This window comes from Streptococcus oralis Uo5 (assembly GCF_000253155.1).
In the GTDB taxonomy this organism is placed as follows: Bacteria; Bacillota; Bacilli; order Lactobacillales; family Streptococcaceae; genus Streptococcus; species Streptococcus oralis_L.
Genome location: NC_015291.1, coordinates 1,917,509 through 1,941,473 on the forward strand (window position 1 = coordinate 1,917,509; position 23,965 = coordinate 1,941,473).

The following is a 23,965-nucleotide window of genomic DNA, read 5'->3' on the forward strand; positions in this document are numbered from 1 at the left end:
TGCAAGCCCTTCATTTCTCTAACCTCAGACACAAAAAGAGGAGGGAATCATCACCCTCCTACCCACGTGTTCAGATCACTAACACCTAACGTTCAACGATGAGGGCTGTTCCCATCCCTCCTCCGATACAGAGAGTAGCTAAACCAGTTTTAGCATCACGTTTCATCATCTCATGTACCAGAGTCACTAGGATACGGCAACCTGAAGCCCCAATTGGGTGACCAAGAGCAATCGCACCACCATTGACATTGACAATATCTGTGTTAAAGCCAAGTGTTTTCCCAACCGCACAAGCCTGGGCAGCAAAGGCTTCATTTGACTCAATCAAGTCAAGATCATCGACTGTCAAATTGCCTTTTTCAAGAGCTTTGCGAGTTGCATAAATCGGTCCACATCCCATCATCTTAGGGTCCAAACCTGCACTTGCATAAGAACGAATGCGGGCAATCACGGGCACTCCTAATTCTTCCGCTTTTTCAGCACTCATGACCAAGACAGCCGCTGCTCCATCATTGATACCTGAAGCATTTCCCGCTGTAACAGAACCGTCTTTTTTGAAAACAGGACCTAGCTTAGACAAGCTCTCCAAGCTAGTATCTTTTCTAGGATATTCATCTGTATCAAAAACAATAGGATCGCCTTTGCGTTGAGGAATGACAACTGGAATAATCTCTTCTTTAAAGCGGCCAGATTCTATAGCTGCAACTGCTCGTTTTTGTGACTCTAAAGCAAGAGCATCTTGCTCTTCTCGACTGATGCCATATTCTTCAGCCACATTCTCGGCTGTAATTCCCATATGGTATTCGTTAAAGGCATCAGACAAACCATCCTTAATCATGGTATCTACCACTTTCGAATCTCCCATACGACCACCCCAACGGAAACTTGGCAAAACGTATGGAGCCTGACTCATGTTTTCTGCACCACCAGCTACGATAATATCTGCATCGCCACATCGAATCGCTTGAGCAGCCAACTGCACGGCCTTCAAACCGGAACCACAAACCTTGTTGATAGTAAAGGCTGGTGTAAATTCAGGGAGTCCTGCATGAACGCTCATTTGACGAGCTACGTTTTGACCTAAACCTGCGCCTAGGACATTCCCCATAATCACTTCATCTACTAGCTCTGGTTTGACATTGGCTTTTTCCAAAGCTCTCTTTATAACCAAAGCTCCCAAATCAACTGCTGAAACATTCTTCAAACTTCCTCCAAAGGAGCCTATTGGAGTTCGCACTGCTGAAACAATCACCACGTCTTTCATAACTGCCCCCATTTATACCTTTATAATAACGCAATACAAAAGTGGTTTACACTGGTGTAAACCACTTTAAAAATTCTATTTTATGATTCTTTCACTTCTAACAAGCCAACTTCACCATCTTCACGGCGATACAAAACATTAGTTGTTTGATCTTCTACATCTACATAGATAAAGAAATCATGCCCCAATAAATCCATTTGAAGAAGGGCTTCTTCTAAATCCATTGGCTTCAAATCAATTTGTTTTGAACGAACGACTTTTGGTTGCACAACATTTGCATCTTCAACTAGAGCATCTGTAAAGAGTTGACTTGTCGCAACTTTATTTTTATTCTTACGTTCGATTTTAGTTTTATTTTTACGAATCTGACGTTCAATTTTATCTGTTACAAGATCGATAGAGCCATACATATCTTGAGAAATATCTTCAGCACGAAGAGTGATAGATCCAAGCGGAATTGTTACTTCAACCTTTGCTGTTTTTTCACGATAAACTTTCAAGTTCACACGTGCATCCAACTCCTGATCAGGTTGAAAATACTTTTCGATCTTTTCGAGTTTAGAAACTACATAATCACGAATTGCTTCTGTTACTTCTAGGTTTTCACCACGGATACTATATTTAATCATATAAGTACCTTCTTTCTAAACATTTTTGTTTTTCTAACTATATTATAACGCTTTCATTTTCATTTTGCAAATTTTTTCCTCATCTTACAAGGGAAAAAGTTTTAACATCCAAAGCACCTGCTTCTTCCAAAAGTCGTTTCACACGATTCACAGTTGCCCCTGTTGTATAGATGTCATCAATCAGCAAAATTTTCTTAGGAAGTGAGATTCCATCTTTAATAAAAAATGGAATTTCAGTAGCTAACCTTTCCAAACGGCTTTTAGAAGAACTAGCACTCTCTTCTCTTTTTCCTAATATATCTTTAAAGGAAAAGCCTGCTGCCTCAACCAAACCTTCAACCTGGTTAAATCCCCTCTCAATCAATCTTCCAGGACTTAGGGGAATGACAACAAATTGATAACCTCTATACTTTTTCAGCTCCTCAGCAAGAACGGAAGCAAAAACTTTTCTAAGCAAAAAATCACCATCAAACTTATATCGACTGAAAAAGTCTTTCATAGCTTGATTATAGGTAAAAATCGCCTTATGATCAACCCGAACTCCTTCTTTACACCAAAATTTACAATCTTGACACTGAGTTGACAAGCCTATTTTCATACAATTTGGGCAACAATTCTCACCAATCTTCTCAAAACTAGAAACACAAGCTGAACAAAGATAGCTGCTGTCATCCTTCAAAAGGAAGAGACTACTAAAAGCTAACTCACCCTTTGTAGTCTGGCCACATAGTAAACAATTCATAATCCCGCCTCCTTGTTCATCTGCTTGATTTCCTTGATTGCTTTCTTGATGGAAGCATTTAGTCCATCATGAAAAAAGAGCAACTCACCAGTTGGTCTGTCCATACTACGCCCGACTCGACCACCAATCTGAATCAAACTAGACTTGGTAAAGAGTCGATGATTAGCTTCTACTACGAAAACATCCACACAAGGGAAGGTAACCCCACGTTCCAATATTGTCGTACTGATCAGTATTGTTAGTTCTCCATCTCGAAAAGCTTGCACCTGCTCTAATCGGTCTTCTGTCACAGAAGACACAAAGCCGATATTCTCATTCGGGTACTGATCTTGCAAGATTTCTTTTAGTTTTTCGCCTTTCTTAATCTCTGATGCAAAAACAAGCAATGGATAACCTGATCTTCTCTGTTTCTCAATATAGGTCTTTAATTTTGATGACAATTGATTATTTTCTAAATGACGATTGAAATCTGATAACCAGACAGGTTTAGGAATAATCAAAGGATTTCCATGAAACCGTCTCGGCAAGCTTAATCGTTTTAATTCTCCTGTGCGAACCTTCCTATCTAACTCATCTGTAGAAGTTGCTGTAAGAAATATCCTTAATCCATCCTCCTTTACACTGTTCTTTACAGCATAGTAAAGCATAGAGTTGTCAACATAAGGAAAGGCATCTACCTCATCCACTATCAACAAATCAAAAGCATGATAAAATTTTAATAACTGATGAGTTGTTGCAACTACTAAGGGAGTTCGAAAATAGGGCTCTGATTCGCCATGGAGTAGCGCTATATCGCAAGCAAAGTCATTCTGCAGTCGCTTATACAGTTCCAAACACACATCAATTCGAGGACTTACCAAACAAACTGCACCACCATCATCAATCACTTTCGCAACAACTTGATAAATCATCTCTGTCTTTCCAGCTCCTGTCACAGCATGAACTAAAGTCGGTTCTTTCTTTTCGACTGCTCGAATCAACCCCTCTGATACCTTCTCCTGAAAAGGGGTTAACTGACCACACCATTTGAGAACATCTTGCTTAGGAAAATCTTCCTGCGGAAAATAGTATAAAGCTTGATCACTCCTGACTCGCTTCATCAGCAAACACTTCCTGCAATAGTAGGCGCTAATAGGCAAATACCATTCTTCTAGAATCAAACTATTACAACGTTGACAAAACAGTTTCCCTTTCTCTTTTCTCATTGCTGGAAGTTTTTCAGCCATCTGACGTTCTTCTTCAGTTAATTCTTTCTCAGTAAACAAGCGACCGAGATAATTTGGATTTACTTTCATACTTTAATATTCGCAAAAATCTAGCGATTTAGGTTTTTTTTTAGTACAATTAAATCATGGAATTTAGAACAATTAAAGAGGATGGGCAGGTCCAAGAAGAAATCAAAAAATCTCGCTTTATCTGTCATGTCAAGCGTGTTTATAGTGAAGAGGAGGCCCGTGACTTTATCACTACCATCAAAAAAGAACACTACAAAGCCACCCATAACTGCTCTGCTTTTATTATTGGAGAACGCAGTGAAATCAAGCGTACGAGTGATGATGGTGAGCCTAGTGGTACTGCTGGAGTTCCTATGCTTGGCGTCTTAGAAAATCATAATCTTACAAATATCTGCGTAGTAGTTACTCGTTACTTTGGTGGAATTAAGTTAGGCGCTGGAGGTTTGATTCGTGCTTACGCAGGAAGTGTAGCCTTGGCTGTCAAAGAAATAGGCATTATTGAAATCAAAGAGCAAGCTGGCATAGCCATTCAGATGTCTTACGCTCAGTATCAAGAATATAGCAATTTTCTTAGAGAACATAAACTCACGGAAATCGAGACAAACTTTACAGATCAAATCGATACCATAATTTATGTTGATAAGGAAGAGAAAGAAAATATCAAGTCTGTTCTTGTAGAGTTTTTTAATGGAAAGGTTACTTTAACGGATCAAGATTTACGAGAAGTTGAAGTTCCTGTAAACTTAGTGTAAACAAAGGAGAAATACATGGCGTTTGGAAAATTTATTCAAGGACTTGCTGGAAATTTTAGCGAGCAAAACAAAGAAGTTCTTATCAAAGAATATGGTCAATACCTACTAGAGAATGAAGAAATCCAAAGTGGATATAAGCTCATTCGTGACGCAATCATCTTTACAAATATTCGTATCATCTTTACAGATAAGCAAGGCGCTACTGGTCGCAAGATGTCTGTTAAGTCACTCTTTTTGATGAACATTGTCAACGTTGAAATGGAAACTGCAGGAGCAGGTATAGACGATAGTGAGATTACGATCACTTATTTAGAGAATGTCTTTCTAAAAGCACATAATGAACATTTTAGTTACCACAAATTTGAATTTCCTAAGAAAACGGATATTCTTCCCCTTTACACCTATTTACTAGAACTTGCTTATCACAATCGATTGAAAATTAATGGCTTAGACCTTTGATATAAAAAAATCCTATCGCTTCGATAGGATTTCTATATTTTACAAATAGCCTAGAGCACGTTATACTAGTATCATCTTATACAAAGAGGTATATCTATGGCTATTTATAACAATATCACTGAACTTATTGGACAAACACCGATTGTTAGACTTAACAACATTGTTCCAGAGGGTGCTGCAGACGTCTATGTTAAACTAGAAGCTTTTAACCCTGGATCGTCAGTAAAAGACCGCATTGCCCTTAGCATGATTGAAAAAGCGGAACAAGATGGTATTCTAAAACCGGGTGCTACCATTGTTGAAGCAACGAGTGGAAACACTGGTATCGGTCTTTCATGGGTTGGTGCCGCTAAAGGATATAAAGTTGTTATCGTCATGCCTGAAACGATGAGTGTGGAACGCCGTAAAATTATCCAAGCCTATGGTGCTGAACTCGTCCTTACTCCTGGTAGCGAAGGAATGAAAGGGGCTATTGCCAAAGCTCAGGAAATCGCCGCTGAACGTGACGGCTTCCTTCCACTCCAATTTAATAATCCAGCTAATCCAGAAGTACACGAAAGAACAACAGGAGCTGAAATACTGGCTGCTTTCGGTTCTGATGGACTAGATGCTTTTGTGGGTGGTGTTGGTACTGGTGGAACAATCTCAGGTGTTTCTCACGCTCTTAAAGCAGCAAATCCAAACATTCAAGTTTATGCAGTTGAGGCAGACGAGTCAGCTATCTTGTCTGGTGAAAAACCAGGACCTCACAAAATTCAAGGCATCTCAGCTGGATTTATTCCTGAAACACTTGATACAAAAGCCTATGATGGTATCGTCCGCGTAACGTCAGATGATGCTCTAGCGCTTGGCCGTGAAATTGGTGGAAAAGAAGGCTTCCTTGTTGGGATTTCTTCAGCTGCAGCGATTTACGGGGCAATTGAGGTTGCCAAGAAATTAGGTACAGGTAAGAAAGTCCTTGCTTTAGCACCAGATAACGGCGAACGTTATTTGTCTACAGCACTCTATGAATTTGAAGTGTAGCCTCCTAAATGCACTTAGCCCTTATTAAAGGGCTTTTTGTTTACTCATACAGAATCTACTCTCTAGACCAAAAGAAAAAGGAAGCAATTTGCTTCCTTTTCTATTAGTTATTCAAGGCTGCTGCCATTGTAGCTGCAACTTCTGCTTCAAAGTCGTTTGCAGCTTTCTCGATACCTTCACCAACTTCAAAGCGAGCGAACTCAACTACTGAAGCATTTACTGATTCAAGGTAAGCTTCAACTGTCTTGCTGTCATCCATGATGTATACTTGTGCAAGAAGTGTGTATGCTTGGTCAACTTTAGTGTTGTCAAGCATGAAGCGGTCCATTTTACCTGGGATGATTTTGTCCCAGATTTTTTCTGGTTTGCCTTCTGCAGCCAACTCAGCTTTGATATCAGCTTCAGCTTGAGCAATCACTTCGTCAGTCAATTGTGCTTTTGATCCATACTTCAAGTGTGGAAGAGCTGGTTTACCAACCATTGCACGGCTTTCGTTATCTTGGTCGATTACGTGGTTCAATTGTGCCAACTCATCTTTAACGAATTGCTCATCCAATTCTTTGTAAGAAAGAACTGTTGGTTTCATCGCAGCAATGTGCATTGAGATTTGTTTAGCAAGCGCTTCGTCTCCACCTTCGATTACAGAGATAACACCGATACGTCCACCATTGTGTTGGTATGCTCCGAAGTGTTGTGCATCTGTTTTTTCAAGCAAAGCAAAACGACGGAATGAGATTTTTTCACCGATTGTAGCTGTTGCAGATACATATGCAGCTTCAAGAGTTTCACCTGAAGGCATTGTCAAAGCAAGAGCTTCTTCGTTGTTCGCTGGTTTTCCTTCAGCAATTACTTTAGCTGTTGCGTTTACCAAGTCAACGAATTGAGCGTTTTTCGCAACGAAGTCAGTTTCGGCATTTACTTCAACTACTGCTGCAACGTTACCGTTAACAAATACACCAGTCAAACCTTCAGCTGCCACACGGTCAGCTTTCTTAGCTGCCTTCGCCATACCTTTTTCGCGAAGCAATTCGATCGCTTTTTCGATATCACCGTCTGTTTCTACAAGCGCTTTTTTAGCGTCCATAACACCGGCACCAGATTTTTCACGCAACTCTTTTACAAGTTTAGCTGTAATTTCTGCCATTTTGATTCTCCTATATTTTTTAAAAATAGGAGAGCTGGGCTAGGCCCCGCCCTCCTAGATAATTACTATTTATATGAATTAAGCGTTGTCGCCTTCTACAACTTCAACGATTTCTTCGATTGAGTCAGCTTGAGCTTCTGAAGCTGCAAATTCTGCTTCAACTGCTGCTGCATCTTCACCTTGACGTCCTTCGATGATAGCGTCAGCCAATTTAGCTGTGATCAATTTAACAGCGCGGATAGCGTCATCGTTAGCTGGGATGATTACATCGATATCGTCTGGATCAGTGTTTGTGTCAACCATCGCTACAACTGGGATACCCAATTTTTTAGCTTCTTTAACAGCAATTTGTTCTTTATGTGGGTCAACTACGTACATTACATCTGGGATACGAGGCATGTCTTCGATACCACCCAAGAATTTTTCAAGACGTGCACGTTGTTTGTTAAGAAGTGCAACTTCTTTCTTAGGAAGAACGTCGAAGATTCCTTCTTCTTCCATACGTTTGATTTCTTTCAAACGAGCAATGCGTTTTTGGATCGTTCCCCAGTTAGTAAGAGTTCCACCCAACCAACGATGGTTGATGTAATATTGACCTGAACGTTCTGCTTCTTCTTTAACAGCGTCAGCAGCTTGTTTTTTAGTACCAACAAACAATACAACTGCATCGTTAGCTGCTGCATCACGCATAAAGTCGTATGCTTGGTCAGCGTATTTTACAGTTTGTTGCAAGTCGATAACGTGGATTCCGTTACGCTCAGTGAAGATGTACTTAGCCATCTTAGGGTTCCAGCGACGAGTTTGGTGACCAAAGTGTACACCAGCCTCAAGAAGTTGTTTCATTGAAATTACTGCCATGAGTATTTCTCCTTTTTGTTTTTTTCCTCTCCTCGACTTCAACTTGCAAAACGACCCGAGGGCAACAGTTTCACAATTCATCAAGAATGAGTATTATCGTTTACGCGACAAGTTTCATTCTACCACAGTTTAAGCTTTTTTTCAAGTAATTTTATTAGTTTTTCCTTTATAGTAGCTTAGTTTATAAAATACATGTTATAATATAGCTATGGCATATAGTACAGATTTTAAACAACGAGCATTAAATTACATCAAAAAGAGGCACAGCCATGTCGAGGTGCCCAAAGTTTTCGACGTTAGCGTCCGAACTCTTTTCACGTGGGAAAAGAAATTACGTGAACAAGGGCACTTAGAGCGGAAAAAGCGAGTTGCCAAAAGCCGAAAGATCCCTTTGGAGGAGTTGAAGGCCTTTGTAGTCTCTCATCCAGATGCTTTTTTACGGGAAATTGCGGCATATTTTGATTGTGCCGTCCCTTCAGTATGGGCAGCTTTAAAGCAGATTAATGTCACTTTAAAAAAAGACGACTAGCTTTAAGGAACAAGATCCAGAGAAAGTAGCTGAATTTCTTGATATTTTGGATAGCCTGAAAGATTTACCAGTCATATATATTGATGAAACGGGAATTGACCGCTACCTCTATTACCGTCCTTCTGCGCGAGCTCCTATAGGGGAAAAAGTCTATGAAAAGATTAGCGGACGGCGTTTTGATTGGACTTCGATTATTGCAGGACAAGTAGACGGGAAGTTTATAGCTCCCATGATTTATAAGGAAAGTATGACGAGCGACTTCTTTGTAGAGTGGTTCAAAACGCAACTCCTGCCTGCTTTGAAGACACCTCATGTCATTGTAATGGACAATGCTAGTTTTCATCCCAAGAATATTTTGGATGAACTCTGCATCCAAGATAGACACTTTTTCTTACCTCTACCACCTTATTCACCTGATTTGAATCCTATTGAGCAAGCTTGGACTATCTTGAAAAAGAAAGTGACAGATTTATTAAGAGAAGTCCCAACTATCTTTGAATGTTTAGAGTGCTTTTTTAAAACTAAATAACTATATAGCAAACATCATATCCTCATACTTTATGTTAGCAAAGAACAATTCTTAAAGACCCAATTTGTAAAATTAAGCTAGACAGAAAAAGCCATTTATGTTAGGCTCAGATAAACTACCACATTTGTCTGAAAGGAACTAACATTAATGACCTATACACATCTTACCACAAACGAGCTTGTAATGATAGAGGATTACTATCAAGAAAACAGAAAAGTTTCAGATATTGTGACTTCACTTGGCAGATCAAAACAGACAATCTACAATGTCATCAACTATCTGAAAGAGGGGCACCCTGCTTATGATTACTATAACCGATATAAAATCAATAAGAAACGCTGTGGCAGGAATAAAACCAGTCTTACGCAAGCAGAAAAAGATTTTATCCAAACTCATTTAGAACAAAATTGGAGCCTTGATGTCATTAAGGGAGCTTATCCAGATAGGATTTCTTGTTCCATGAGAACTCTCTATCGACTAGCAGACCGTGGTATTCTAAAGAAAGAGGATCTCCCTTGGAAAGGCAAAAGAAAACCAAATGGTCATAGCGAAAAACGAGGAAAACAAGCTTTTCGCAGAGATTTACGTGAGAGAGCAGACAGTTATCCTAATTTTAAGACAGAGTTCGGTCATCTAGAAGGGGATACAATTGTGGGGGTAAAGCACAAAAGTGCTGTCATTACCTTAGTAGAACGCCTCTCAAAAACCATCATCACACTGAAAACCAATGGACGGAAAGCAAGTGATATTGAGACTTCCATCAATCAATGGTTGTCTCAAGTCCCCAGCCATCTCTTTAAGTCGATAACGTTTGATTGTGGGAAAGAATTTTCTAACTGGAAGTCTATTTCGAATGCTCTGTTGTAAAATGAAGTGCAACACAAAAGGCATGTTCATCTGATATACTAGAGTAGCGAAAAACAGTATAAAGGAAGATGAACATGTCCACTAATTATTCTACCACAAATCAATCATACAAACACTTATCTGAAGCTGAGCGAGGGGAAATTGAAGCTTATTTAAGCGTAGGACTAAAACCTGCTGAGATTGCTCGTCGTCTGGGGAGAAATCGCTCTACTATTACTCGTGAAATTAATCGTGGTTCCATAACACAAGTGAAAAAAGTAAATGGGCAGAAAGTCTATTACCAACACTATTATGCAGATGCTGCTCATAACCGTTATCGTCATGCTAGAGAAGCCAGCTATTATCTGAAACTGGATTGGGGGTATCGGATGACTTTCTGAGAGAATTTACAGAAGCAATGAGAGAGAAACCAAGGGTGCATAGCGTGGATACCTTTGTTCATACCTATAGACTCCAACATGTAGATGCAGTTGTTCCTTCAACCAAGACGCTCTATAACTATATCCATCAAGGATTGTTAGAGATTAAGGTCATTGATTTGCTAAGAGCGGTGCGGATCCGTAAGAAATTTACCAAGCGCCCCTCTACCAAGAAACATCTAGGAAAGTCAATTGAAGAAAGGTCAGAAGAGATTAATAAACGTTCCCGTTTTGGAGATTGGGAAATCGATTCTGTTCTAGGTGGAAAAACAATAGGAGAGCCTTCTATTCTAACCTTGGTAGAACGACAAACACGCTATGCTGTAACAAAGAAACTCGTGGAAAAAAAAAGCAGAGTATGTCAATCAAGCAGTCTTAGAGTGTATGAAACTTTATCCCATTAAGTCCATAACTGCAGATAATGGAAATGAATTTTCATCATTAAGTAAGATAGAGGGATTAGATGTTTATTTTGCACATGCCTATTCATCTTATGAACGAGGTACAAATGAGAATTTCAATGGACTGCTAAGAGAGTTCATTCCGAAGGGCGCTTCGTTAAAAGAACTAAGCCAGAATCTTTTAGAGGACTATACAAAGGCTATCAATGAAAGACCTAGACGAATTCATGGCTATCAGTCCGCAAAAAAGTTGTTTGAGTTAGCTCAAACAACTTGAAAGATACTCACTTAATCAGAGGAACAACTTTGTTGCACTTGACTTGACAATTAGTGGTCTATTTCGAATGCACATGACATTGATATTTTCTTTGCGGATCCAGGATGTCCTGGTCAACGAGGTCTCAATGAACATTCTAATGGCTTGTTAAGACGAAATGGACTTCCAAAACAAATGGATTTTACGAATATTCCTCAAAATTATTTATCAGCTATAGCTGATAAAAGAAATAGAATTCCTAGGAAGTCTTTAAATTATCAATCACCATACCAAGTTTTTCTGAGTTACTTGAAAAGTCTAACTTAATTTGACAATTTAGGTTCTTTCTAGATTCTAGCTCCGTTACTATCTACTCGATAGCCATCCACAGTGGTATTCACTGCTAAAGCCCCTGAAGCATTGACGTAGTAATACTTTCCTCCTACTTGGAACCACTGACTAGACTTCATAGCCCCTGAACTCTCCAAATAATACCATGTCCCGTTTTCATTGAGCCATCCTGTCTGCATCTCACCCGAAGCCTTCAGGTAATACCAGTAAGAGCCATCCTTAACCCAGCCAGTTGACATGGTCCCATTGTCTTTAAAGTGGTACCAACTGCCATTTATTTTCTTCCAACCAGTTGCGAGTTTCCCGTTCTCAAGGTAATTCCAAATACCGTTTTGCTTCCTCCAACCATTCTCCACCGATTCTGTTTCCGTATACTGGACATATCTTCTCGATCCACTATAGGATAGGTAGCTAAGCCATTTATAACCGTCCTTTTCTACGATTTGGTCGTAGCTAACATTTTCACCAGGATAGTAGTAGTCAATAACTTGTGCTGTACTTGACGGCTGGTTTCGAATGGCAGATTTTTGAGTAAACGTATGAGTCCCACTAGACGCCAACCCTGATTCTATAGGACTTCCAGTTCTACCATCATTCCCTACCAAGTCCTTAAAATGGATAAACCCTGTCATAGAGCTAGCTTTAACTATTCGACGGTTATACCTCTCTCGAACTCCATAGTTGTACTCTTCAATCTCAATCTGATCTCCCATTACATTTGAAACCCAGGCAACATGACCATAATAATCTTCTGTAGACCAAGCAATAGACCCAACTTCTGGCTTGCTATCAACACGGTATCCTTCTCGCCTTGCCCGATACCCCCATTCATTCGCATTACCGTAGCCAGGCGGAATTTCAAAGCCATTTACACTACTCAAACGAAAGGCCACGAAAGACGTACATTGGCGAGAATACATCCGCCACTGGTCAATTTCCACACTGCCATTTTTGTAGTGAAGCGGATAGTCATCTCCACGCGCAAACGATCCATTCCCTCCAGAATAGGCATATACACTATCACCCGCTACTAGCATCAATCCTACTGCTAAAAAAGGAACAACCTTTTTAACTGATTTTCTAAAAGAAACCCCTGTCTCTGTTACTGTAAATGGTGAAATTTTCATTTTTCCTCCTTGAAAAATAATATAAATCGAAGATTGCCTTCACTTAAACTATACTATCATTTAACATTCTATAAGTCAAATTTTTGATCTATTTCCAATGCACATGACATTGATATTTTCTTTGCGGATCCAGGATGTCCTGGTCAACGAGGTCTCAATGAACATTCTAATGGCTTATTAAGACGAAATGGATTACCGAAACAAATGGATTTTACGAATATTTCTCAAAATTATTTATCAGCTATAGCTGATAAAAGAAATAGAATTCCTAGGAAATCTTTAAATTATCAATCACCCTACCAAGTTTTTCTGAGTTACTTGAAAAGTCTAACTTAATTTGATAATTTAGGAGATTAAACTTGTCAATAAGTCTTTTACCTATCTAATTCCTACTTCGAAGTTTCTTGCGGATTTTATAGGCTATATTAAATAAGAAGTACAAAGAACTAGTTGGATAATTAAACTCGCCAACAAATTCTTCAATTGTGGGATTAAACTTAGATTTAAAATTAAACAATCCCCCATCTAAATTATTTTCAAGTCCACCCATATTATGAGTCTCTGCACCACGTTCAAAAGAATGTTGCGCAGTCTCAAACCATGTAGGAATAGCAGGTTGATAGTGTCTAAACTCTTCATTCATTCCAGCATATAAGTTTTCAGAAGTTTCCCCAAATTCGACGGTCAAAGTTCCAGACAATGGGACGACACTATCTCCTCTATCAATATAGCTCTTAAGAAAAGAAATCTCTTCCTCTAATCGTTTTCTTTCTTGATGATTATCTTTTACTTTGCCTTCTTTCGTTTTATCTGTAAACTTCTGCGCTATTTTTAGATTCTTTTCAAGTTGCTTCTCAACTTCTTTCAGTCTATTAGGTAAATCTAAATAGCTCATTGTAATAAAGCAGTGGTTAGGATAAGTAGTCAGTAACTTCTGATAATAATCTTTACCTCGTAAACTGATGTTCTTACGAGACTCTGTTTTCTTCATTAAAAATGAAAATTCATCTAATAAATCGAGTCCACCAAATTTTACTTCCAATCCTTTATTTCTTGCAGTTCGGATTGCCTGTCTAGTGGACTTAGAAAGTTGATCCAGTGAGAAATTTTCTTTATGAATATTAGCTTGAAAACGCGGTTGTATATTTTCTGCCATATCCTTTGTTAGTCCTGTCCAATAGACTTTATTTTTTTTCAGTTCTTCAACAATTTCTAAAGTCCTAGAATTTTGGACAGTTTCTTGACCAATTAGGCCTCGACTGACAAACAGACTTGGGTCAAATTTAACCATTATTGCTCGGCTTTTTTTAGCAAGTTTTTTAATCGTTAAAAGTACAAATTTCAGAAGTTCTTTATCCTCATAATCAACAACCGGCCCGCGTGGAATATAAAACATAGAAAGTCCCAATGGAAGAGGTTGAATTAAGATATTCGCTACTCCAACCAATTGATTATCTTTATAAAATCCTACTCTCTCATTCCCCCAAGTATCCTTTATCTTGGCCCAATCACTACTCTGCAATAAATTTCCTTGATAATGATTTTGTAAAAATAAATCCCACTCTTGAACATCAACATTCATTTTATACGTAAACATAATTCCAGTACCAACTTCTCTTAGACTCTAGTTATTATTTCATTTAATAAACATATTTATTCTAACTACATATCTAATAATTTTCAACTCATATTTAATTCTATAGTTATAAAAACATTCAGATGACAATTTTTTATTAATACCATACAGAGGGTGAGATTAATAAAACCTCACCCTAAATTTAATAACAATTAATATGTTAGTTTGGATAAATGTATCTTACTGTACCACGTGATGCTGTAGGATTAAACCATCCACGATAATTTCCAATTGGTTGAGTTCCACTACCATCATAGTTACATTCTGAAACTTGAATACGAGTAGATGATTCAACAGCTGTAACAACCGCTACGTGTCCATAGCCACCATCATCCCAACAAGCAATCGCACCAACTTGTGGTGTAGAACCTGTACGGAATCCAGCTGCTGCTGCACTAGTAGCCCACTGACCACCATTACCCCAGTAGTCTCCAGCCCACGGAGCCAAGGTCTTAGCACCCCATGTACATTGACCTACAGGGTAACTTGATGCATTTGAGCTGTATGTTGGACGTTGTCTAGCAGGAGCAGGAGTTGGAGCAGGTGCTGGAGTGTAGCTTGAATCCTCATCATCAGATGTTGATGTCGCTTGCACTTGAGCTGAGAAGCTTGTATTTCCTGAAGCAACTACTGATTGTTGTTGGCTTGTTTGACGTGCTTTGTAAGCCGCTTCTGCTTCAGCCGCTGCTTTCGCTTCTGCTTCAGCCGCTGCTTTTTGTTCTAGCAAAGTAGCTTTTTCGCCTTCTGCAGTAGCTTTCTCAGCAGCAAGGTTTAACTCAGCAACTTTCAACTCTGCTTGTTTTGTTGTCAATGCTTGTGCATCGTCAGCAAGCGTTTGTTGGTTCGCAATTACAGTGTTGATTGCTTCATTATTTGCAACCTGTTTTTCAGCGATAGATTTCTTATCAGCTTTCTGTTGTTCCAACATTTTGTTGTTAGCTGATACAATCTCGCTCATTGCTGCCACACGTGAAATAGCTTCTGTAATTGATTTTGAGTTTACAATTGTATTGATGTAGCTAGTTGCAGCACCGTTAGTTTGTGCGCTACGTGCTTGTTTCTCCAAAGATTCATTACGAGCAACAATGTTCTTAGAGAGCTCTGTAATTTCTCCTTCAAGTTTTTTAGATTCAGCTTGTAGAGTTTCATTCTCAGCTTCCAAGTTCGTTTGTTGAGTTTGGATAGCTGTAACTTGCGTTTGGATTTCATCTACTTGTTTTTGAGCTTCTTTTTGTTGAGATGTCAAATTACTAATCTTACTATCTTGAGCAGCAATCTTTTCATCAGTTGTTTCAGCGTGGACAGTTGTCAATACCGCCGCTTGTGAAACCAATACTGTACTTAACAAAAGTGACGCTAAGATTTTTTTCTTCATATTGTGTAGATACTCCTTCTATTTAAGACATTACTAGTATACCAAAAAAAGACATAATAAATATTACGCCTTTGTTACATTTTTATTTCTTTCTTATAGATAACATTTTTCAAAAATATATTGGAAAATAAGCATCCATAAAAAGTTTAAAATCATTGATGGGACAAGGCTATAGACGATGAAAACTGGCATCGATTCTACTGTCAATCCCATAGCAAGAGCAAGGAGATAGCTCCCCATATCAAATAAGAAACTCATCACAACTATTGTTAACATTCTTGTCCAACGGTTCAGCAAAATTACACTATTAAACTTATGGAGCGAAGCACCTATCAAGATAAATAGAAGTGTCGCAATTCCTATCAAGTGGAAAAAATAGATATCGTACACCAAACCTACTATACAGCAATAAGCTAGATAGAGGTATTCTGAAACCTCAATTGTCTCAAACAAGAGAAATAAAAACAGAAAATGACTTGCTAAATGAAAGTGAGGGAAGAAGGATCCCGCTAATTGTCCAATATGTGCATCAATTAGTACGACAAAAGGGAGTAAAAAGAAAATACCAATTTGTTTTAACAGTCTCATTGCTAATTCCCCACTAACTCTACCACATGAAGATTTTTGGTGTCAGCACTTAACTTGACTGTTACTTCCTTTGTTAGATAATCACTGCTGTGTGTTGTAGCAACAACCTCTCCAACAGGGATATCCTTAACATTAAAGTTTCCGAGCCCCCCTGTAGTCACCTTGTCTCCTGCGCTAATGTCGCTGTTACTATTTAATTGGCTAATTTTAAGCAGTTCTGACTCCTTATCATAACCAACGATAATCCCGTAAATTTCAGTAGAACCATGCAGAATTTTAACAGAAATTTTGTCTGAATTTTCGGTGTTTGTCAATAGGTTGATCGTTGTTGAATGATCCTCCACCTTTGAAACACTACCAATCAAACCCCCGTTTGCAATGGCCAACATATTTTCAGATGCTCCTTTTGAACTTCCCGCATCAATTGTTAACTCTTGTTTCCAAGATACTGGAGCTCGCATAATCACATCTGCTGCAATGGTTTTTGTAGCCTGCAATTTTGACTTCATATCCAGCAACTGACGTAATTGTTCATTTTCATTTTTTAAACTTTCTGATTGATTAGACTCCACCTCTAGTTGATAGAGCTGTTTCTTTAGACTCTCATTTTCATTGTAAGTCTGCGTCAAATGTCCCAAATCCGATTTGAAAGTATCAAACCACTGAAAGGGTTTTTGAACAATTCTATCCACTAAGGAAATCCCATCTCCTAGTTTCGTCACAATAGCGCTTGAATAGGTTGTCACTAATAGAACAGAAACTGCCAGAACTGTGACAAAAACGATGATTAGATATTTTGATTTTTTAAAACGGTTCATATTCCTACCTTTATACTAAAAACCTGCTACTGTGAGCTTCTTATCAATCCTACAAACCTGCTAAGATTTTAAGAAAAATAAGAAACATCCCAGTACCAAAATCACAAGAATTGCCAGTGTATCCTTTTGACTCCATTTCAACTGTCTATACTGACTTCTACCCTTTCCTCCCTGATAACCACGCGCTTCCATGGCTATTGCCAATGAATCTGCACGCTTTAAGCTAGTCGCAAAAAGAGGAATTAAAATTGGAATCATAGCCTTTACTTTTTGAACGATGCTGCCTTCGCCAAAGTCAACTCCACGAGCTTTTTGAGCATTCATAATTCTCGTCGTGTCATCCATCAAGGTTGGAACAAAACGCAAACTCATTGATAACATGAGACCAATTTCATGAACGGGAACATTCACACGTTTCAGCGGCGCTAAAAGAGCTTCAACTGCAGCTGCCAAACTCAAAGGCATGGTCGTTAAGGTTAGCAAGGTTGAAAAGAAAATAATCAACACAAAACGACAGAAAATAATCCCAGCTTGTTGCAAAGCATAATCCGTTATTCTTATAAAAGAAAACTCAAATAAGACATTTCCACTTGAAATGAAAAAGAGCTGAAATAGAGTCGTAAAAGCAATCAAGAAAAACATGGATTTTAATCCCTGAACGAAAAATGAGAGGGAAACGCCTGACAAAGCGATAAATATACCTGTCGCTATAAACAAAATGAGATTGGTGAGGGGATTATTGGCCCAAAATACAATCAGAATCAACAGGATCATGGCAAGCAATTTACTACGTGGATCCAAGCGATGAATGATGGAATCTCCTGGTATATAACGCCCTAAAATCATACTATCCATTTAGCGACTCCTTAAACTCCTCTATCTTGATTGGCAGTTTTTTAAAAGCTACACCTCTATCTGCCAAACGTTTACAAAATGCTGTGATTTTAGGCACACCTAACTGTACTTTTTCCATAGACGCTACATCTTGGAAGACATCACTCGGTTTGCCACTTTTGACTAAACGCCCCTTTTCCATAACGTAGACCTGATCAGCATATGCAGCTACGTCATCCATCAAATGCGTTACCAGAACGATTGTCATTCCAGAAAGGTGGAGTTTTTTAAACAAGGTCATCAATTCTTTTCTGCCCAAAGGATCTAGCCCTGCTGTAGGCTCATCCAAAACCAAGACAGTTGGCTCCATAGCTAACATACCTGCTATAGCCACACGTCTCATCTGACCACCTGAAAGTTCAAAAGGACTGCGCTCAAAGAGTGACTCATCGATGCCTACCAAGGCTAACTTTTCACGCGCAATTTTCTTGGCCTCTTCCTCAGAAACTCCAAAATTTTGCGGTCCAAATGCAACATCTTTCAAAACAGTCTCTTCGAAAATCTGATTTTCAGCAAATTGAAACACTAGACCAACCTGCTTTCGAATCTGACGAATTTCTTTATTGGTTGATGTAGGGGTAATGACGGTATCGAAAACTCGAACTGAACCCTTACTTGGTACTAGCAAGCCATTTAAAAGCTGTAAAATCGTTGATTTCCCACTACCTGTGTGCCCTACTAAAGCTGTATAGGAACCATCCTCAATCGCCAAAGAAACATCAGTCAAGGCTGATGAAGATAGGGGAGTCCCCTCTTGATAGGTAAAGCTCACATTTTCTAGAGTAATTCCCATAGCTTGTCCTCTAGCTCTCCTTCTGTCAAATAACCATCCGGCAACTGATAACCAGTCTCTCTCAAAGATTCTCTCAATTGATTAGTAAAAGGCTCATCCAACCCTATCTGGTCAAGGTCATCCCGAGAAAAAAGTTCTCTTGGGCTGCTGGTTGATTCCACTTGACCTTTTTTCATGACCAAGACACGGTCACTCATCGCAACTTCTTCTAAGTCATGTGTAATGGAGACGACTGTCATCTGGTTGTCTTTTCGAATCTCTTGAACTGTCTGAATCAGTTCTCTTCGTCCCTCGGGGTCCAACATACTTGTAGCCTCATCCAAAATTAAAATAGCTGGCCTCAGGGCAACAACTCCTGCAATGGCCACACGTTGTTTTTGGCCACCAGATAAACGAGCTGGTTCTCTCTTCTTAAAGTCCAGCATCCCTACCAACTCCAAAGATTCAGCCACTCTCTTCTTCATTTCTTCACGAGGAAGTCCCTGATTTTCTAAACCAAAGGCAACATCATCTTCAACAGTCGCCCCCACAAATTGGTTATCTGGATTTTGAAAAACCATACCAATTTGACGGCGTAAGTCCCAAACATTCTCAGAGGACAGCAATTGCCCATCTATCCAGATTTCCCCTGACTCTGCTTCAAGCAACCCATCAATCAAACGGATAGTTGTCGATTTTCCACTCCCATTATGACCTACAATCGAAAGCCATTCTCCCCGTTTCACGTGAAACGAGACATTATTAACATCATAATGATCCTGGTCTTCCTTGTAACGAAAAGACAGATTTTTTACTTCAATAATCGATTTCATTTCGAACCAAATGTCCCTTTGAATATATGAGCGCTACCCTTGAAATAATCATAGCCAGAGTAGATAGTGAAAAACAAAGCGATATAAAGCAACAGCTGACCAATTAAATTCCAATGTAAGAGCAAAAAGATAATGGCAAACATCTGACTAAAGGTCTTGATTTTCCCTGGCATCGCTGCTGCTAGAACTGTCCCTCCCGTCTCAACAAGCAACAAGCGCAAGCCTGTCACCGCAAGTTCACGACAGATGATAATAGCAACAACCCAAGCTGGAGCCATGCCTAACTCAATCAACATGATAAAAGCTGACATAACCAACAGCTTATCAGCCATCGGATCTGCAAATTTTCCAAAGTTGCTGACTACATTCCATTTACGAGCAAGGTAACCATCAAGATAATCCGTTATACTAGCAACTGCAAAGATGATCGCTGCCAGCAAATGACTTCCTTGTGAATGGCCCAAAGTCAAAATAAGAATAAAGAGAGGTATAAAGAGAATTCTACCAATAGTTAATACATTAGGAATTTGTTCTTTTTTCATTGATTTTTCCTTAATCTGTAGTAAATGTAAGTGTTACAGTTCCAGTCTGAGTTGTCAGCTTCGAAGTATCAATCATTTGATTGTCCACAGTCACAGTAACTCCCTTCACTACACCTAAAGTAATGGTAACGGGATTCTTAGTTGAAACTGTTGTTTTTGCATTCTTATTGTCTGCGGATAGTGTCACACCACCCTCCAGTTCACTTCCTGAAACACTTACCCAACTAGTTGCATCTGATACTGCCAATTGAACAGTAGCGGTTTCCTTACTCGTTTTATACCGAGCTTCAATGCGGTTTCCTTCGCCTAACACTGTAATAGTTGATTCCGTAGTAGAAGACAAGCTAGACGTCTGACTACTAGAAGATGAACTAGATGAGGTTGTTGAACTAGTCGAGTTCACAACGCTATAATTAGCTGAAGAAGGACTTGGCTGAGTTTGGATGTAGTTCCAAACATAGTAAGTGACAAAAATTAAAATTGACAAAGCAAATAGAACGAAATAAAACAAGGGGAGATAAGACGTTTTTTTCTTATTTGATCGTCTACGACCAGACAAGTCTTCTTCATCGACATCTACCTCTTCATAAGTGATCATACTACCTGAATCATAGGCGTCCAGAACAATTCTCTCATCCAACTCTACTGCCCAGGCATATTTTCTTAAAAAAGAACGAGCGTAGAAGGTACTAGGAAGTAAATCGAAATCATCTGCCTCCATGGCTTCTAGAAAATGCAACTGAATTTCAGTTTTTTCCTGCAATTCTTCTAAACTCAATCCCTGGTTAATTCTAGCTAAACGTAGAACCTCGCCGATTGTTTTTTTTCTCATACGTACCATTCCTTCTTTCTAGTATTAGTCATCTTTTAAGCTGGAAAGATTGTAAAATCAACTAGATCACCATTATCAATCAAACGATGTCCAGCTTCTAGAACATCCTCCAAAGTAATCTCCTGTAAAATTTTCGGAAAATCAAAAATTGTTTCTCCGCGATCCATCGGATCGTATTGAGTTGCAATAAACTCCAAGGAGTTCATACTGCTGAAAAACTCCCCAAACATCTCACTCTTAACAAGATCTAAATGTTCCTCGGTAATATCCGCGTCATTACTAAACTGACGAATCGCTTTCCGAAATTGATGCGACAGAGAAACAGGCTCTTTGGTGTCCATTGTCAATATCACAAAATGAAAGCGACTGTTGACTTCGACCTCAAGCGACAATGACGCATCTAACTTCCCAGTCTCATATAACCTTTGAAAACGGTCAGAAGTCCAACCAAGCATCATCGTAAATAGTAATTTCAATAAAATATTGTAACGATAAGACTCAGCTTCTGTTATTTGCCCGTTACCTCTAATCGCAACAGCAAGTTTGGGTGAAGAAACTTCCATCCGAAGGCTATCTGTTTGCTTCACAGGTTGCAAAGGTAGTTTCTCTTTTGTAACTGTAAACTGTTCTAAAGTTTTCTTTTCCTTTTTCGAAAAGTATTCCTCAACAACTTTTGCATCAATATTTCCAACTAAAAACAGTGACATGTTGACAGGTTTGTAAAAGTCTGTAAAGTTCTCTTTTAAATTTGAAACTTGAATCTCAGAAATTGATTTTTCACTTCCAACAATATCTGTTGCTAAAGGAGTATCAGGATAAAGGTTGGCTAATGTTGCAAAAAACAAGCGTGAGTCTGGATCGTCTTGATACATTTCTCGTTCTTGCTGGATAATAGCCTGTTCCCTCAAAACAGACTCTTCAGTAAAATGAACATCTCCGACTAACTCATCTAGCAAATCTAAATTTTCTAATAGATAATCAATTGTTGAAAAAAGATAGCTGGTCTTAGTAAAGCTTGTAAATGCATTACTGTCTGCACCTAATCGAGTAAAAGCAGCCATTATATCCTCAGAATTTTCTCTTTCAAACAATTTATGTTCAAGAAAATGTGCAATTCCTGCTGGATGATGACGCAAACCTTTTTCCAAGTTTGTATAAGTTGCATCTACAGAACCAAATTGAACCGTTACAATCCCATAAACCTCATTGAAATCTTGCTTAGGGAGTAAAGAAACTGTCAATCCATTTGACAATTGTGTTTTGTAGACTGTTTCCTTTACAGCAGGATAGTATTTTTCTTCAAAAGCAACCTTTGTCATTCTACTCCTTCCATAAAGTAAATCGCTTGTAACTTCAAACTGTTGGCAGCTTTACATACAGCTTCTTTATCAACATTCTCTAATTTTGCCACCAATCGATCAATATCGAAGCTTGATTTCCCCAATAGAGCATTCAAATAGACTCTTTCAACTAGGGTCTGTTGATTATCTTGAGCCATCAACAAAGATCGTCGAATCATCTCCTTGGTTTGTTCAAGTTCAAAATCTGTAAAGTTACCCTTTTTCAGATCTAGCAATTGATGATTCATCATTTTTCTAGCCTGATTTCGATTTTCTCTATCAATCCCCGCATACATCCTTAACAGACCACTAAACAAATCCAATTGACTAGAGACTGTATAGGCTATTCCAGCATTTTCACGAACGTTTGTAAAAAGTTTCGAATGTGCAAATTCACCCAACAAACCATTCATAACAAGCATAAGCAAATGCTCATCATCACCATATTTTACAGGAGAATGATAGCCTAATTCCAAAATAGATTGCCCAACATTCCTCTGAACCATCCCCTCTCTTAAGACATTCGAATAAGATTGATTGTACTGGATAGTGACGCCATTCTCTCTAGCTGTAAAGGGTAATGACTTCAGCGATTCTGTAATTTCTACTTCATTAAAATCACCTAAGAAAAAGAAATCAATTCGATCATTTTTCAGAGCATCTTGAAAGCAAGTGTAGCTACTTTCTGGAGACTCATTTGAAATGCTGTTTCGTAAATCACTGTATCTCAATTGAAGACGCTCATCACGGAAGAACAAGCTATCCAACTCCTTATGAGCAAAATAAAATGAATCATCCATGTCAGTAGCTAAACTAGCCAACAACTGTTTTCTTTCAATTTCAAATAAGGCTGGCTCAAAAGCACCATCTTGAACTAAGGGAGCAAATAAAGTCTGTTTCACCAATTCCAAAATTCGAGAAGTCAAGACATTCTTTTTACTTAAAAAATCATCCCTCACATAAGTAAACGTTAAGTCAAGAATATGTGCCTGTCCCCTACGATAAGCACTTGTGGAAATATCTGTTCCATATAAACTTGCCAAGTATCTGCGAAATGCTTGTGGTGTTGGGTAAACTTGATTTGCCGTCTCCAACATACTTGCACTTAACATGCGTCCTGCTATCGTCTCAAGAGATAAGGGAGCAGTAAAACGAATAGTGATTTTATTTGTTTTAAACTTTTTGGATTGAACAAAATGTGCTGAAATTCCAGGCACTAACTCCATACCTTACCTCCTTACATATAGAGTTCTATTATACCACGAAAATCAAAATTTTTCTTGTTCTCTTTATAGCTTCAAAGAGTAAAACCGTTTTCATTTCAGCTAACTTTCCTTCAGCTATTTCAAGGAAAATATGGTATAATACCAAAGATTGAGGTGAATTATGGAATACAAATTATTTGAAGAATTTATTACGCTCCAAGCCCTCCTAAAAGAGCTTGGAATTATACAAAGCGGCGGTGCTATTAAATCCTTTCTAATGGAGCATCAAGTTTACTTTAATGGTGAATTAGAAAATAGACGTGGGAAAAAAATTCGTGTTGGAGATACGATTGACATTCCTGATTTAAAGATTGACATCACCTTGACAAAACCAAGTTTTAAAGAGCAAGAAGAATATCAAGCAGATAAGATTGAGAAAGAGCGAATTGCTAAACTTGTCAAAGAGATGAATAAAGGTGTCAAGAAACGAAAAACTTCTTCATCGACTATCACCAAACAATCTCCACGTTTTCCAGGAAGATAAC

At 38.6% G+C, this 23,965-nt stretch carries 22 protein-coding genes and 5 pseudogenes; 9 read left to right on the forward strand and 18 right to left on the reverse strand.

Annotation, left to right across the window (positions count from 1 at the left end; translation table 11 throughout):
• Positions 1-85 precede the first annotated feature (85 nt).
• The 4 genes from SOR_RS09495 to SOR_RS09510 form a co-directional block, all read right to left on the reverse strand.
• The gene (locus SOR_RS09495) at positions 86-1,264 is read right to left on the reverse strand and encodes an acetyl-CoA C-acetyltransferase (protein ID WP_000656056.1); all 1,179 of its coding nucleotides are present in this window, start codon (positions 1,262-1,264) and stop codon (positions 86-88) included.
• Between the two features lie 80 nt (positions 1,265-1,344).
• Positions 1,345-1,893 (reverse strand): ribosome hibernation-promoting factor, HPF/YfiA family, encoded by a 549-nt coding sequence (gene hpf, locus SOR_RS09500; protein WP_000599103.1) that lies wholly within the window; start codon positions 1,891-1,893, stop codon positions 1,345-1,347.
• A gap of 79 nt (positions 1,894-1,972) precedes the next feature.
• A complete protein-coding gene (locus SOR_RS09505) occupies positions 1,973-2,635 on the reverse strand; it encodes a ComF family protein (protein ID WP_000995717.1) in 663 nt (220 codons plus the stop codon).
• Complete coding sequence (locus SOR_RS09510) at positions 2,632-3,930, reverse strand: DEAD/DEAH box helicase (RefSeq protein ID WP_000867707.1); 1,299 nt, start codon at positions 3,928-3,930, stop codon at positions 2,632-2,634. The genes SOR_RS09505 and SOR_RS09510 overlap by 4 nt, the downstream gene beginning before the upstream one ends.
• 56 nt (positions 3,931-3,986) lie before the next feature.
• Here SOR_RS09510 and SOR_RS09515 point away from each other — a divergent pair, with 56 nt between their 5' ends.
• The 3 genes from SOR_RS09515 (at position 3,987) to cysK (ending at position 6,104) form a co-directional block, all read left to right on the forward strand.
• Complete coding sequence (locus tag SOR_RS09515; protein ID WP_000395761.1) at positions 3,987-4,622, forward strand: YigZ family protein; 636 nt, start codon at positions 3,987-3,989, stop codon at positions 4,620-4,622.
• 15 nt (positions 4,623-4,637) lie between these two features.
• A complete protein-coding gene (locus SOR_RS09520) occupies positions 4,638-5,081 on the forward strand; it encodes a PH domain-containing protein (RefSeq protein ID WP_000863911.1) in 444 nt (147 codons plus the stop codon).
• 96 nt (positions 5,082-5,177) lie between these two features.
• Positions 5,178-6,104 carry a cysteine synthase A gene (gene cysK / locus SOR_RS09525; protein WP_001029453.1) on the forward strand — a complete coding sequence of 309 codons (927 nt, stop codon included), beginning with the start codon at positions 5,178-5,180 and terminating at the stop codon, positions 6,102-6,104.
• Positions 6,105-6,207: 103 nt separating this feature from the next.
• Here the strand turns inward: cysK and tsf are convergent, their stop codons facing one another.
• Together tsf and rpsB are read right to left on the reverse strand one after the other, a co-directional pair.
• Positions 6,208-7,248: a translation elongation factor Ts gene (tsf, locus tag SOR_RS09530; protein WP_000808059.1), complete on the reverse strand. Its 1,041-nt coding sequence runs from the start codon at positions 7,246-7,248 to the stop codon at positions 6,208-6,210.
• Positions 7,249-7,326: 78 nt separating this feature from the next.
• Entirely contained in the window at positions 7,327-8,106 is a 780-nt protein-coding gene (gene rpsB, locus SOR_RS09535) for a 30S ribosomal protein S2 (protein ID WP_000268475.1), read from the reverse strand.
• A 208-nt stretch (positions 8,107-8,314) separates the two neighbouring features.
• On the opposite strand from rpsB, the pseudogene SOR_RS10375 reads away from it, so the two are divergent.
• The 4 pseudogenes from SOR_RS10375 to SOR_RS10045 all read left to right on the forward strand — a co-directional run.
• Positions 8,315-9,164 (forward strand): annotated as a pseudogene (locus SOR_RS10375) (IS630 family transposase).
• A 147-nt stretch (positions 9,165-9,311) separates the two neighbouring features.
• A pseudogene (locus SOR_RS09555) lies at positions 9,312-10,019 on the forward strand (IS30 family transposase); the annotation flags it as partial.
• Between the two features lie 86 nt (positions 10,020-10,105).
• Positions 10,106-11,128: pseudogene (locus SOR_RS10040) on the forward strand (IS30 family transposase).
• A gap of 57 nt (positions 11,129-11,185) precedes the next feature.
• A pseudogene (locus SOR_RS10045) lies at positions 11,186-11,434 on the forward strand (transposase); the annotation flags it as partial.
• Between the two features lie 20 nt (positions 11,435-11,454).
• Here the strand turns inward: SOR_RS10045 and SOR_RS09570 are convergent.
• The gene (locus SOR_RS09570) at positions 11,455-12,585 is read right to left on the reverse strand and encodes an N-acetylmuramoyl-L-alanine amidase family protein (protein ID WP_000703688.1); all 1,131 of its coding nucleotides are present in this window, start codon (positions 12,583-12,585) and stop codon (positions 11,455-11,457) included.
• 87 nt (positions 12,586-12,672) lie between these two features.
• Here SOR_RS09570 and SOR_RS10380 point away from each other — a divergent pair.
• A pseudogene (locus SOR_RS10380) lies at positions 12,673-12,921 on the forward strand (transposase); the annotation flags it as partial.
• 46 nt (positions 12,922-12,967) lie between these two features.
• On the opposite strand, the gene SOR_RS09575 reads toward SOR_RS10380, so the two are convergent.
• The 11 genes from SOR_RS09575 to yfmF form a co-directional block, all read right to left on the reverse strand.
• Complete coding sequence (locus SOR_RS09575; protein ID WP_000495713.1) at positions 12,968-14,182, reverse strand: aminoacyltransferase; 1,215 nt, start codon at positions 14,180-14,182, stop codon at positions 12,968-12,970.
• Positions 14,183-14,381: 199 nt separating this feature from the next.
• Positions 14,382-15,596 carry a peptidoglycan hydrolase PcsB gene (gene pcsB / locus SOR_RS09580; protein ID WP_000726990.1) on the reverse strand — a complete coding sequence of 405 codons (1,215 nt, stop codon included), beginning with the start codon at positions 15,594-15,596 and terminating at the stop codon, positions 14,382-14,384.
• 93 nt (positions 15,597-15,689) lie between these two features.
• Positions 15,690-16,184: a rod shape-determining protein MreD gene (mreD, locus tag SOR_RS09585; protein ID WP_001237913.1), complete on the reverse strand. Its 495-nt coding sequence runs from the start codon at positions 16,182-16,184 to the stop codon at positions 15,690-15,692.
• Positions 16,185-16,186: 2 nt separating this feature from the next.
• Complete coding sequence (gene mreC, locus SOR_RS09590) at positions 16,187-17,002, reverse strand: rod shape-determining protein MreC (RefSeq protein WP_001078970.1); 816 nt, start codon at positions 17,000-17,002, stop codon at positions 16,187-16,189.
• 60 nt (positions 17,003-17,062) lie between these two features.
• Positions 17,063-17,857: an energy-coupling factor transporter transmembrane component T family protein gene (locus tag SOR_RS09595; protein WP_000377882.1), complete on the reverse strand. Its 795-nt coding sequence runs from the start codon at positions 17,855-17,857 to the stop codon at positions 17,063-17,065.
• Positions 17,850-18,689, reverse strand: coding sequence for an energy-coupling factor transporter ATPase (locus SOR_RS09600; protein WP_000513198.1), 840 nt, complete (start codon positions 18,687-18,689; stop codon positions 17,850-17,852). Before SOR_RS09600 ends, SOR_RS09595 begins: the two co-directional genes overlap by 8 nt.
• On the reverse strand, positions 18,674-19,501 hold the full coding sequence (locus SOR_RS09605; RefSeq protein ID WP_000835743.1) for an energy-coupling factor ABC transporter ATP-binding protein: 828 nt from the start codon (positions 19,499-19,501) through the stop codon (positions 18,674-18,676). Before SOR_RS09605 ends, SOR_RS09600 begins: the two co-directional genes overlap by 16 nt.
• Positions 19,498-20,043: a CDP-diacylglycerol--glycerol-3-phosphate 3-phosphatidyltransferase gene (pgsA, locus tag SOR_RS09610; RefSeq protein ID WP_000712148.1), complete on the reverse strand. Its 546-nt coding sequence runs from the start codon at positions 20,041-20,043 to the stop codon at positions 19,498-19,500. The genes SOR_RS09605 and pgsA overlap by 4 nt, the downstream gene beginning before the upstream one ends.
• A 10-nt stretch (positions 20,044-20,053) precedes the next feature.
• On the reverse strand, positions 20,054-20,875 hold the full coding sequence (gene rodZ / locus SOR_RS09615) for a cytoskeleton protein RodZ (RefSeq protein ID WP_001227973.1): 822 nt from the start codon (positions 20,873-20,875) through the stop codon (positions 20,054-20,056).
• Positions 20,876-20,910: 35 nt separating this feature from the next.
• Positions 20,911-22,194: an EF-P 5-aminopentanol modification-associated protein YfmH gene (gene yfmH, locus SOR_RS09620; protein ID WP_000169593.1), complete on the reverse strand. Its 1,284-nt coding sequence runs from the start codon at positions 22,192-22,194 to the stop codon at positions 20,911-20,913.
• Complete coding sequence (yfmF, locus tag SOR_RS09625) at positions 22,191-23,441, reverse strand: EF-P 5-aminopentanol modification-associated protein YfmF (RefSeq protein WP_000424573.1); 1,251 nt, start codon at positions 23,439-23,441, stop codon at positions 22,191-22,193. Before yfmF ends, yfmH begins: the two co-directional genes overlap by 4 nt.
• 160 nt (positions 23,442-23,601) lie before the next feature.
• On the opposite strand from yfmF, the gene yaaA reads away from it, so the two are divergent.
• Positions 23,602-23,964, forward strand: coding sequence for a S4 domain-containing protein YaaA (gene yaaA / locus SOR_RS09630; RefSeq protein ID WP_000455882.1), 363 nt, complete (start codon positions 23,602-23,604; stop codon positions 23,962-23,964).
• Position 23,965 lies beyond the last annotated feature (1 nt).

Coding starts and splice junctions, on each gene's coding strand:
- SOR_RS09495 (WP_000656056.1), bottom strand. CDS start 1,264: ATGAAAGACGTGGTGATTGTTTCAGCAGTGCGAACTCCAATAGGCTCC.
- hpf (WP_000599103.1), bottom strand. CDS start 1,893: ATGATTAAATATAGTATCCGTGGTGAAAACCTAGAAGTAACAGAAGCA.
- SOR_RS09505 (WP_000995717.1), bottom strand. CDS start 2,635: ATGAATTGTTTACTATGTGGCCAGACTACAAAGGGTGAGTTAGCTTTT.
- SOR_RS09510 (WP_000867707.1), bottom strand. CDS start 3,930: ATGAAAGTAAATCCAAATTATCTCGGTCGCTTGTTTACTGAGAAAGAA.
- SOR_RS09515 (WP_000395761.1), top strand. CDS start 3,987: ATGGAATTTAGAACAATTAAAGAGGATGGGCAGGTCCAAGAAGAAATC.
- SOR_RS09520 (WP_000863911.1), top strand. CDS start 4,638: ATGGCGTTTGGAAAATTTATTCAAGGACTTGCTGGAAATTTTAGCGAG.
- cysK (WP_001029453.1), top strand. CDS start 5,178: ATGGCTATTTATAACAATATCACTGAACTTATTGGACAAACACCGATT.
- tsf (WP_000808059.1), bottom strand. CDS start 7,248: ATGGCAGAAATTACAGCTAAACTTGTAAAAGAGTTGCGTGAAAAATCT.
- rpsB (WP_000268475.1), bottom strand. CDS start 8,106: ATGGCAGTAATTTCAATGAAACAACTTCTTGAGGCTGGTGTACACTTT.
- SOR_RS09570 (WP_000703688.1), bottom strand. CDS start 12,585: ATGAAAATTTCACCATTTACAGTAACAGAGACAGGGGTTTCTTTTAGA.
- SOR_RS09575 (WP_000495713.1), bottom strand. CDS start 14,182: ATGTTTACGTATAAAATGAATGTTGATGTTCAAGAGTGGGATTTATTT.
- pcsB (WP_000726990.1), bottom strand. CDS start 15,596: ATGAAGAAAAAAATCTTAGCGTCACTTTTGTTAAGTACAGTATTGGTT.
- mreD (WP_001237913.1), bottom strand. CDS start 16,184: ATGAGACTGTTAAAACAAATTGGTATTTTCTTTTTACTCCCTTTTGTC.
- mreC (WP_001078970.1), bottom strand. CDS start 17,002: ATGAACCGTTTTAAAAAATCAAAATATCTAATCATCGTTTTTGTCACA.
- SOR_RS09595 (WP_000377882.1), bottom strand. CDS start 17,857: ATGGATAGTATGATTTTAGGGCGTTATATACCAGGAGATTCCATCATT.
- SOR_RS09600 (WP_000513198.1), bottom strand. CDS start 18,689: ATGGGAATTACTCTAGAAAATGTGAGCTTTACCTATCAAGAGGGGACT.
- SOR_RS09605 (WP_000835743.1), bottom strand. CDS start 19,501: ATGAAATCGATTATTGAAGTAAAAAATCTGTCTTTTCGTTACAAGGAA.
- pgsA (WP_000712148.1), bottom strand. CDS start 20,043: ATGAAAAAAGAACAAATTCCTAATGTATTAACTATTGGTAGAATTCTC.
- rodZ (WP_001227973.1), bottom strand. CDS start 20,875: ATGAGAAAAAAAACAATCGGCGAGGTTCTACGTTTAGCTAGAATTAAC.
- yfmH (WP_000169593.1), bottom strand. CDS start 22,194: ATGACAAAGGTTGCTTTTGAAGAAAAATACTATCCTGCTGTAAAGGAA.
- yfmF (WP_000424573.1), bottom strand. CDS start 23,441: ATGGAGTTAGTGCCTGGAATTTCAGCACATTTTGTTCAATCCAAAAAG.
- yaaA (WP_000455882.1), top strand. CDS start 23,602: ATGGAATACAAATTATTTGAAGAATTTATTACGCTCCAAGCCCTCCTA.